This is a genomic window from Kitasatospora sp. NPDC057518, from assembly GCF_042802075.1.
Lineage (GTDB): Bacteria > Actinomycetota > Actinomycetes > Streptomycetales > Streptomycetaceae > Kitasatospora.
On the sequence record NZ_JBHVEU010000440.1, the window covers coordinates 1 to 7,512 of the forward strand.

Sequence of the window (7,512 nt, forward strand, 5' to 3'; positions counted from 1 at the left end):
TCCCCGTACCCGGCCAGTCGGGGAAGCGGCGCCGGGGCCGCCCCGGTGGCGGGGACCGACAGCCACCGACGCGCCCCGGGCCACCGGCGGGGGCGCCGACGCGCCGCCCGGCCCGGCCCCGGCCCGCTGCGCCGTACCGCCTTCGGCACCGCGGGCCTGCTCTGCCTGGTGCTCGGCACCTCGCTCGCGCTGTCCGGCCGGGAGACCCCGGTGGTGCGGGTCGAGACCTCCGGGCACGGCACCGGCGCCGACACCCCGGCGGCGGCCCCGGGCACCGCGGGCGCCCCGGCCACGACCGGCACCGCACCCGCCGCCCCGAAGCCGTACGCCTCCTCGCCGCCGACCCGCCTGCTGGTGCCCTCCGTCGGGGTGGACGCACCGGTGACCGACCTCGGCCTCAACCCCGACGGCACGGTCGAGGTGCCGCCGGCCGACCGGGGCGAGGAGGTCGGCTGGTACCGCAACGGCCCCACCCCCGGCGAAGCCGGCCCCGCCGTGCTCATCGGGCACTACGACACCGTGCACGGCCCGGCGGTCTTCAAGCAGCTGCCGAAACTGCGCCCCGGCGACCTCATCCGGATCCGGCGCGCGGACGGCGGCACCGTGGACTTCAAGGTCCGCGAGCTGCTCCAGGCCGCCAAGGACCGCTTCCCGACCGAGCAGGTGTACGGCGACACGCCCGCGCCCGCGCTCCGGCTGATCACCTGCGGTGGCCGGATCGGCTCGGACGGCCACTGGACGGACAACATCATCGTGCTGGCGGACCTGGCCTGACGGTGCACGAACCGCCGTCGGGGAACCGCCGGCCACCGCCCGCACGACCTACCACCGGGGCGGCGACGGGAGGCGACGAGCCGGACCGTCGCCGTGGACGCAGGCAGAGCAGGCAGAGCAGGCAGCGCGGACAGCGCGGGCCCGGCAGGAGGACGAGCACCGACCGTGGCAGCAACAGCACCCCCACCACCCCGCCGCCGTCCCGGCGCCGTCCCGGTGGCCGCCCTGGCCGGCCTGGTCGTCGTCCTCGCCCTCGCCGCCCTGGCCTTCGGCCGGGCCACCCCCGGCGAGCTGCGCGACCAGGGCCCGGCCCGGGCCGTCAGGCCGCCGGCGGTGTCCCAGCCGCTCTGGCCGGACCTGCCCACCTCCCCGCCGCCGGCCGCGTCCGCGACCGACACCACCCAGGAACCGCCGCAGCCCGTACCGGACGTGACCGTCCCCGGGCGCGACATCACCGCGGTCGACGTCCGCACCGTCCTCGCCAAGGACCCGGACGTCGACCAGGAGGAGCGCCAGGCACTCGGCTCCTGCGCCGGCTGCGAGGTCCGCGCCCCGGAGTTCCGCGACCTCACCGGCGACGGGCAGCCCGAGCTGATCACCGTCGTCACCACCCCCGGGCGGGCCGTGCTGCACGTCTACGCCCTCGCCGAGGACCGGCTGCTGCCCGTCCTCCGGGTGCGGGTCCAGCCGGCGTTCAACGCCTCGACCATCGGCACCGACCTGTGGCTGATCGAGCCGACCAGCGTCGACGCCCGGACCACCAGCCACTACGCGTGGGACGGCAAGAGGCTCACCCTGAACGAACGCAGGGACGAGGGCGTCATACCGCTCCCGTCCACCGGCCCGGACGTCGGCCGGCCGGCCACCGCCGTCCCCGACCCCGGACCGGCGCCCCGCCCCGCCCCGTACGCGCCGAAGCAGGCGGCCCCCGAGGCCGCCGTCCCGTCGCCACGCGGCGCCCGGCCGTCCTCCGTGCCCTCCGCCCCCTCCGTGCCCGGCGCGCCCGTCGCGCCCTCCGTCCCCGCCGTGCTCCCGGAAGCGAAGCGATGACCCCCGCAGCCCCCGCCGCCGCCCCCGCCCACCCGCACATCCTCCTGGTCGAGGACGACGAGGTGATCCGCGAGGCCACCCGGATGGCCCTGGAGCGCTACGGCTTCCCGGTCACCACCGCCGCCGACGGCCTGGAGGGCCTGGAGGCCTTCCACGCCGTCCGGCCCGACCTGCTCCTGCTGGACGTCATGCTGCCGCTGCTCGACGGGGTCGGCCTCTGCCGCCGGATCCGGGAGGAGAGCCAGCTGCCGATCCTGATGATGTCCGCCCGGACCGACCCGGTGGACGTGGTCTCCGGGCTGGAGGCCGGGGCGGACGACTACGTGGTCAAGCCCTTCGAGAGCGCCGTCCTGGTCGCCCGGATCCGTACGGTGCTGCGCCGCGTCCCGGTCGCCCCGGCGGCCGACGCCCCGCCGGCCCCGTTCGCTCCGCCCCCGCAGTCCTCGCCGTCCCCGCCCGCCCCGTCGCCCGCTCCGCCGTCCCCGCCCACCCTTCCGTCCGTCCGCAGCTTCGACGGCCTCCGGGTGGACACCGACAGCATGGAGGTCCGGGTGGACGACCGCCTCGTCCCGCTCACTCCCACCGAACTGCGGCTGCTGCTGGAGTTCAGCGCCGCGCCCGGGATCGTGCTGGAGCGCTCCACCCTGCTCGAACGCGTCTGGGACTACGAGTGGGGCGCCGACACCCGGGTCGTGGACGTCCACGTGCAGCGGCTGCGCGCCAAGATCGGCTCCGGCCGGATCGAGACCGTCCGCGGCTTCGGCTACAAGCTGCGGCGCCCGGCATGACCCTGCGCCGCCAGATCGCCGCCGCCGTCGCCGCCATCGCCGTCCTGGTCGCGGTGGCCGTCGGCCTGCTGGTCCACCAGGCGATGATCCGCCAGCACGTCGACCAGGCCCGCTCCTCCTCGCTCGCCACCCTCGACTCCGCCTTGAACGACTACGAGCGCGGCGGCGGGAAGGCGATCGGCCGGGGCGCCGTCCTGAACGACCCGGCGCTGCCCGAGCGGCTGCGCGCCCTCACCGCCGACGACCGGCACGGCTCGCTGCTCGTCGCCGACGGCACCGGCGAGTCGATGTGGGCGGCCGGCCCGGTGCCGGACGGGGTGGTGTCCGTCCGGGTGGACTTCACCCAGGACCGCCAGGCCATCGCCGACCTGGACCGGATCATCCTGCTCACCGTCGTCGCCGCGGTCTTCACCACCGTGCTGGCCGGCGTGCTCGTCGCCGACCGGATCAGCCGCCGGCTGCGCACCGCGGCCACCGCCGCCCGCGGCATCGCGGCCGGCGGGACGGACACCCGGATCGGCGAACTCGTCGACGGCAAGGACGAGGTCGCCGACCTCGCCGCCGCCGTCGACCTGATGTCCCGCACCCTGCACCGCCGGCTGGAGGACGAGCAGCGCTTCACCGCGGACGTCGCCCACGAACTGCGCACCCCGCTCACCGGCCTCGTCACCGCCGCCGAACTCCTGCCGCCCGGCCGCCCCACCCAACTCGTGCAGAACCGGGTCCAGGCACTGCGCGGCCTGGTCGAGGACCTGCTGGAGGTTTCCCGCCTGGACGCCGACGCCGAGTCCCCCGACCTCTCCGCCGTCCCCCTCGAACGCGCGGCCCGCCGCACCGTCACCCTCACCGGCCTGGACGTCACCGTCGAGATCACCGCCGACCGGCAGGTCCGCACCGACCTGCGCCGACTGGACCGCATCCTCGGCAACCTCATCCTCAACGCCCACCGCCACGGCACCGGCCCGGTCCACCTGCACGTCGACGGCCCGCGGATCACCGTCCGCGACCACGGCCCCGGCTACCCCGAGGACCTCCTCCGCCACGGCCCGCAGCGCTTCCGCACCAACGCCCCCGAACGCGGCCGCGGCCACGGCCTCGGCCTCACCATCGCCACCGGCCACGCCCGCGTCATCGGCGCCACCCTGACCTTCGCCAACCACCCCGCCGGCGGCGCCCTCGCCACCCTCACCCTCCCCCCGAACTGACCCCGGACACGACGGAAGGGCCGGCCCGACAACCCGTCGGACCGGCCCTTCCCGTTCTGCGCGGAGCCCCCTGTCGGGTTCGAACCGACGACCCCCGCTACTGGGCCGGACGGGACGTGTCGGCCGGGGCTTCAAGATGGCGCGCGAGGATGGCGGCGAACGCGAGGTACGCCTCGATCTTCGCGGCTCCGACGAGAGCATCGGGCGACACATGCTTTGGCAGCCGGTCCAGGTACGCGCGGGCAGCGTTGGCGTGGTCAACGTAGTCACTCATGCAGGCCCCCCTGAGGATGATCACGAAGTTTGTGCGAAGCCTACGGCTGTACACCGGGCGGCGGCGCTGTTTCAGCGGATGTCCCGTCCGGACCAAGGTCGACAGTGCCGAGCGCCGCCGGCACACCTCGGGCTGAGCGGGTGGTTCCCTCCTCGATCGGGCAGCTTCGCCGCACCCGGGTTCTCCAGGAGCCGCCAAGGCCAAGGCCGGTGTCTCCCCGGACATCCACTTCCACGACGTCCGGCACACCGGACGCTTCTGGCACGCCCGTGGCACAGCCCGAGCAGGACCACAGCAACGACGAAGGGCCAGCTCTCCCGGATCACCCCGGCGAACTGGCCCTCCGTACGACGAGCCCCCTGTCGGGTTCGAACCGACGACCCCCGCTTTACAAGAGCGGTGCTCTGGCCAGCTGAGCTAAGGAGGCACGGTGGCCGTCCGCGATGGATCACGGCGGCACCGGGGGGCAGTCTACCGGGCCCGGGTGACGGGATGGGGGTATATCCGGGGGTTGGTGGGATGGGTGGGCGTGATGGAACCGATGCCGAAATCGGGTCGGGTGGGGGCTGACAAGCGGCGGACGCGCAGGTAGCGTCGCCGGGAGCCGGTTCGTGGCAGTGGTTCAGACCACTGGTGGGCCGGCGGAGCAGAACAGACCCCCCTTTACTCGGATCGTCCGGCACGTTCCTGCCGGTGAAGGAGACAAACAACCATGGCTTCTGTCACGTACGACAAGGCGACCCGCGTGTACCCCGGGGCGGACAAGCCCTCGGTGGACGCGCTGGACCTGGAGATCGCGGACGGCGAGTTCCTCGTGCTGGTCGGCCCCTCGGGCTGCGGCAAGTCGACCAGCCTGCGCATGCTGGCCGGTCTGGAGGACGTCAACGCCGGTGCGATCCGGATCGGCGACCGCGACGTCACCCACCTGCCGCCGAAGGACCGGGACATCGCCATGGTGTTCCAGAACTACGCGCTGTACCCGCACATGACCGTCGCCGACAACATGGGCTTCGCGCTCAAGATCGCCGGCGTGAACAAGGCGGAGATCCGCACCAAGGTCGAGGAGGCCGCGAAGATCCTCGACCTCACCACGCTGCTGGACCGCAAGCCGAAGGCGCTCTCCGGCGGCCAGCGCCAGCGCGTCGCGATGGGCCGCGCGATCGTCCGCCAGCCGCAGGTCTTCCTGATGGACGAGCCGCTGTCGAACCTGGACGCCAAGCTCCGCGTCTCGACCCGTACCCAGATCGCCGGCCTCCAGCGCCGCCTGGGCATCACCACGGTGTACGTCACCCACGACCAGACCGAGGCGCTCACCATGGGCGACCGGGTCGCGGTGCTCAAGGACGGTCTGCTCCAGCAGGTCGACACCCCGCGCAACATGTACGACAAGCCCGCGAACCTCTTCGTGGCCGGCTTCATCGGCTCGCCGGCCATGAACCTGGTCGAGGTGCCGCTGGTGGACGGCGGCGTGAAGTTCGGCGGCTCGGTCGTCAACATCTCCCGCGAGGACCTGGCCGGCGCCGGCACCGACAAGACGGTGACCGTCGGTGTCCGCCCGGAGCACTTCGAGATCGTCCCGGCGGGCGGCATCGAGGGCGTCGCGGTGACCGTGAACGTGGTCGAGGAGCTCGGCTCGGACGGCTTCGTCTACGGCACCACCCAGATCGGCGGCGAGGACCACGACCTGGTCGTCCGCGTGCCCGGCCGCCAGATCCCGGCCCGCGGCGAGACCGTCCACGTCGTGCCGATCGCCAACGAGACCCACGTCTTCTCCACCAGTTCCGGCCTGCGCCTGAGCAACTGACGCGACCCCGCGCGACAGCCGCGACCAGCGCGGCGCCCGGAGCCCGTCGGACCCTCGTGGTCCGGCGGGCTCCGTCCGTACCCCCGCCCCTTCGACCCCGTCCGGACGCCCCCGCGTCAACACGGCAAGGGGACAAACCCGGACACCGTGTCACTCGATGGGGTAACGGAGGGCGATCCGGCCCGTACCCACCGCTACTCTCCTGAGGGTGAAGCAGCTGTTGCGCCGTATCGGCCAGACCGTCGCCCTGACCCTGCCGGTCGTCCTGGTGACCACCGGCACCCTCGCCGTGACCAGGGTCCCGTGGGCCCCGCCGACCGGGCTCGACCAGCAGGTCGTGGCGGCGTCCAGCGGCGACGGCGCCGGGATCGGACGCTCCAACAACGCGGTCGGCGCCGTGGCCAAGGCCTCGGACGGGCTCGCCCCGCAGGAGTCGCTGCGGGTGGTGCTGCTGGACGAGCTGCGGGCGAAGAACCCCTCCGCCGCGCTGGACCTGCTGGAGCGCTCGATGCGCGAGCAGCCCTCGCTGACGCCGTACTGCACCTCGCTGGCCACCGAGTTGGGCAAGGCCGCGGTGCGCAAGTACCAGGGCGACGTCCAGCGGGCCCGCACCTTCGCCCGCCCGGTCTGCGACGGCGCGTTCGCGGCCGGCGTCGTCGGCTGAGGCGGCCGGGAACGCAAGGGAAGGCAAGGGGGCCGAGGCAGGCCCCCGAGGCGGCGGACGCCCCCGTCCGCCGCCTTATTGTTCAGGCATGACCGCTGACTCCGGCCCCACCGCCGACCTCCCGTCCGCCCGGCCCCCGCAGCCCCACCCGCCGCGGCCGACCACGACGCCCGTCACCCAGGCCGTCATCCTGGCCGGCGGCCAGGGCTCCCGGCTGCGCCCCTACACGGACGACCGCCCGAAGCCGCTGGTCGAGATCCCCGGGACGGGCACGCCGATCCTCGGCCACCAGCTGGCCTGGCTGGCCGAGGAGGGCGTCACCGACGTCGTGGTCTCCTGCGGGCACCTCGCCGACGTGCTGGAGGAGTGGCTGGACAAGGCGGACCTGCCGCTGCGGGTGCGCACGGTGGTCGAGGCGGAGCCGCTCGGGCGCGGCGGCGGGCTCAAGTACGCGGCGAAGGCGCTGCCCCGCCCGGACGAGCCCTGGTACGCCACCAACGGCGACATCTGGACCCGGTTCAGCCTGCGCGAGATGGCCGCCTTCCACCACGAGCGGGACGCCGTCGCGACGCTCGCGCTGGCCCGGCCGCGGATCCCCTGGGGCGCGGTGGAGACCGACCAGTTCGGCAACGTGCTGGACTTCATCGAGGCGCCGCCCTCGCCCTTCCTGATCAACGCCGGCCTGTACGTGTTCAGCCCCGAGTTCGCCGAGCTGCTGCCGGACGTGGGCGACCACGAGCGCACCACCTTCCCCCAGCTCGCCCGCGGCAAGCGGCTGGCGGGCTACCAGCTGCCGCAGGGCGTGTACTGGCGGGCCATCGACACCGCCAAGGACCTCACCGAGGCGGCCAAGGAGCTCGCCTCCGGCGCCGGCCGGTCCCCCAGGTAACCAGCGGGCCGCGAGCCGTACGGCCGCCCGCGGACACGCGTCGGCCGGGTGCTCCCCGCGGAGC

General features: G+C 74.3%; 8 protein-coding genes and 1 tRNA gene. 7 read left to right on the forward strand and 2 right to left on the reverse strand.

Going from position 1 to position 7,512, the window contains the following annotated elements; genetic code table 11:
- The 4 genes from ACFU7Z_RS32420 to ACFU7Z_RS32435 form a co-directional block, all read left to right on the forward strand.
- Positions 1–774 (forward strand): class F sortase (locus ACFU7Z_RS32420; protein ID WP_380781431.1); only part of this gene is annotated, 774 nt, incomplete at its 5' end.
- Between the two features lie 165 nt (positions 775–939).
- Positions 940–1,824, forward strand: coding sequence for a hypothetical protein (locus ACFU7Z_RS32425; RefSeq protein ID WP_380781433.1), 885 nt, complete (start codon positions 940–942; stop codon positions 1,822–1,824).
- The gene (locus ACFU7Z_RS32430; RefSeq protein WP_380781435.1) at positions 1,821–2,612 is read left to right on the forward strand and encodes a response regulator; all 792 of its coding nucleotides are present in this window, start codon (positions 1,821–1,823) and stop codon (positions 2,610–2,612) included. Before ACFU7Z_RS32425 ends, ACFU7Z_RS32430 begins: the two co-directional genes overlap by 4 nt.
- Positions 2,609–3,817 (forward strand): sensor histidine kinase, encoded by a 1,209-nt coding sequence (locus tag ACFU7Z_RS32435; protein WP_380781437.1) that lies wholly within the window; start codon positions 2,609–2,611, stop codon positions 3,815–3,817. The genes ACFU7Z_RS32430 and ACFU7Z_RS32435 overlap by 4 nt, the downstream gene beginning before the upstream one ends.
- A 97-nt stretch (positions 3,818–3,914) precedes the next feature.
- Here the strand turns inward: ACFU7Z_RS32435 and ACFU7Z_RS32440 are convergent, their stop codons facing one another.
- Together ACFU7Z_RS32440 and ACFU7Z_RS32445 are read right to left on the reverse strand one after the other, a co-directional pair.
- The gene (locus tag ACFU7Z_RS32440; RefSeq protein WP_380781439.1) at positions 3,915–4,091 is read right to left on the reverse strand and encodes a hypothetical protein; all 177 of its coding nucleotides are present in this window, start codon (positions 4,089–4,091) and stop codon (positions 3,915–3,917) included.
- Between the two features lie 353 nt (positions 4,092–4,444).
- A tRNA-Thr gene (locus tag ACFU7Z_RS32445) sits at positions 4,445–4,518 on the reverse strand.
- A 285-nt stretch (positions 4,519–4,803) separates the two neighbouring features.
- Here ACFU7Z_RS32445 and ACFU7Z_RS32450 point away from each other — a divergent pair.
- The 3 genes from ACFU7Z_RS32450 (at position 4,804) to ACFU7Z_RS32460 (ending at position 7,448) form a co-directional block, all read left to right on the forward strand.
- A complete protein-coding gene (locus ACFU7Z_RS32450) occupies positions 4,804–5,895 on the forward strand; it encodes an ABC transporter ATP-binding protein (protein WP_049656383.1) in 1,092 nt (363 codons plus the stop codon).
- A gap of 208 nt (positions 5,896–6,103) precedes the next feature.
- Complete coding sequence (locus ACFU7Z_RS32455; RefSeq protein ID WP_380781441.1) at positions 6,104–6,559, forward strand: hypothetical protein; 456 nt, start codon at positions 6,104–6,106, stop codon at positions 6,557–6,559.
- A gap of 88 nt (positions 6,560–6,647) precedes the next feature.
- Entirely contained in the window at positions 6,648–7,448 is an 801-nt protein-coding gene (locus ACFU7Z_RS32460; protein WP_107086556.1) for a nucleotidyltransferase family protein, read from the forward strand.
- Positions 7,449–7,512: the final 64 nt, after the last annotated feature.

What these genes read in the sequence shown, in the direction of transcription:
- ACFU7Z_RS32430 (WP_380781435.1), top strand. Translation starts at nt 1,821, where the DNA reads ATGACCCCCGCAGCCCCCGCCGCCGCCCCCGCCCACCCGCACATCCTC.
- ACFU7Z_RS32435 (WP_380781437.1), top strand. Translation starts at nt 2,609, where the DNA reads ATGACCCTGCGCCGCCAGATCGCCGCCGCCGTCGCCGCCATCGCCGTC.
- ACFU7Z_RS32440 (WP_380781439.1), bottom strand. Translation starts at nt 4,091, where the DNA reads ATGAGTGACTACGTTGACCACGCCAACGCTGCCCGCGCGTACCTGGAC.
- ACFU7Z_RS32450 (WP_049656383.1), top strand. Translation starts at nt 4,804, where the DNA reads ATGGCTTCTGTCACGTACGACAAGGCGACCCGCGTGTACCCCGGGGCG.
- ACFU7Z_RS32460 (WP_107086556.1), top strand. Translation starts at nt 6,648, where the DNA reads ATGACCGCTGACTCCGGCCCCACCGCCGACCTCCCGTCCGCCCGGCCC.